This window comes from Neobacillus drentensis (genome assembly GCF_036965425.1).
Taxonomy (GTDB): Bacteria; Bacillota; Bacilli; order Bacillales; family Cytobacillaceae; genus Neobacillus; species Neobacillus drentensis_F.
The window spans coordinates 1-1,406 of record NZ_JBALPP010000199.1 but is presented as its reverse complement, the minus strand read 5'-3'; the positions used below and the strand labels follow the sequence as shown (position 1 = coordinate 1,406).

The following is a 1,406-nucleotide window of genomic DNA, read 5'->3' as shown; positions in this document are numbered from 1 at the left end:
TGTATAGTTAAGCCTTTATTATTAAGGTTTTTTTTGATTGAGAGTAAATTTACTGTCGTTAAAACAAATGTTAATTTCGACATAATCTTCCATATTATTCAAAAAGAAGTATAATACTATTGGGATAATTTTACTATATAGTGTGATTCTTCTTTTATTAAAAAAATAGATATGGAGTGATGATGTTTGGAAACTATTAAATTAATTTATTGGGTAATTCTTGGTATTCCATTAATTTGACTTTTCTTTAAATTATGGAAGGTGATGCCGACAAAATGGGCTGGATTTATCACGATGATTATGATCGTAATACTATACTATCTCCCTGCTTTTTCGATACTAGTTATGGCCATCATGCTAATGAAGGTTTATCCCGACAAAAAGAAAAAAATCCTTGCATATTCAATCCCCTTTTTCGCCATTGCTTTTCTTTTTAACTATTATTATTTAGATAAAGAAAATAAAGAAGCTTCCGCTAAAGAACCGAAACAAGAACAAGTAAGACAGGATAACGAAAATGAAAATACGACTGCTGAAGAAGCCCAAGTTAATGAAACTAGTACAAACGTAATTGAAACAGAGACTGCCGGCAGCGAAACTAATACAAATTCAGCGATTGAGGAAGCTGTAAAAAATTACGAAAATGCGTTACCAGAAGCCGTCAATCAAGGCGACTTTACTATCGTTGAATCATTTCTACTCTCAGACAGTCCACTATACCATGCTCAAATTGACTTAGTTAATAACCTTTATAGTAAAAATATAACTGAGAATCTATATAATTTTGAAATAGTTTCCATGAACCAAGAAACTGAGGACATTTATTCTGTGGAAACCAATGAAGAATATGGAATTGTTAAAAATGGAAAGGAAGAGCGTAAAACCTATAAATGGATTTATACAATCCAAAATGTTGATGGCCAATGGCTCTTAAGTGATATTCATAAATAATATTTTTTCATATATACATAGGTTTGGCGTCTTATATTTCTGCATAAAAACAAAGTGTCCCCTTGCGAATGCAAGGGGGACTAATAATAGAAAGCAACAGGATAGGTTCTCATGTTTTTTAATTTAAGACTACATGAACTGTTCCACATGTCTTTTAATTTTGATTTCCATAACCTCTTTCTTTTAATATCATAGCTGCTGCAAATTTTAAATCCCCAGAAGAATTTTTATAAGTTCTTATTACTTCTTCATCGCTTCTATATTGTAAGTGCTCCTTATGTTTATTTATTCTTTCTTGTTTCTCTTGAATACCATTAATAGCTGCTTTGGCAGTACTTTTTAAGAAGTCTCCGAATCCCATTTAGTAATTTCCCCTTTACACTAGTTTTCATGATTATTTTACCACTTTTTCATAAAAATGGAATAAAAATAGGAAAAACGATAGAAGAATCCTA

The 1,406-nt window shown here is 30.7% G+C and carries 2 protein-coding genes; one reads left to right on the top strand and one right to left on the bottom strand.

Translation table 11 applies throughout. From position 1 onward, the window contains the following. Nucleotides 1–264: 264 nt before the first annotated feature. Nucleotides 265–951 carry a TcaA NTF2-like domain-containing protein gene (locus tag V7161_RS29905; RefSeq protein ID WP_335716397.1) on the top strand — a complete coding sequence of 229 codons (687 nt, stop codon included), beginning with the start codon at nt 265–267 and terminating at the stop codon, nt 949–951. Nucleotides 952–1,105: 154 nt separating this feature from the next. Here V7161_RS29905 and V7161_RS29900 read toward each other — a convergent pair whose 3' ends face one another. Continuing rightward, on the bottom strand, nt 1,106–1,312 hold the full coding sequence (locus V7161_RS29900) for a hypothetical protein (RefSeq protein ID WP_335716396.1): 207 nt from the start codon (nt 1,310–1,312) through the stop codon (nt 1,106–1,108). Nucleotides 1,313–1,406 lie beyond the last annotated feature (94 nt).

Bases quoted from the DNA above. Each gene is read 5' to 3' on its own strand.
- V7161_RS29905 (WP_335716397.1), top strand. From the start codon at position 265: ATGCCGACAAAATGGGCTGGATTTATCACGATGATTATGATCGTAATA.
- V7161_RS29900 (WP_335716396.1), bottom strand. From the start codon at position 1,312: ATGGGATTCGGAGACTTCTTAAAAAGTACTGCCAAAGCAGCTATTAAT.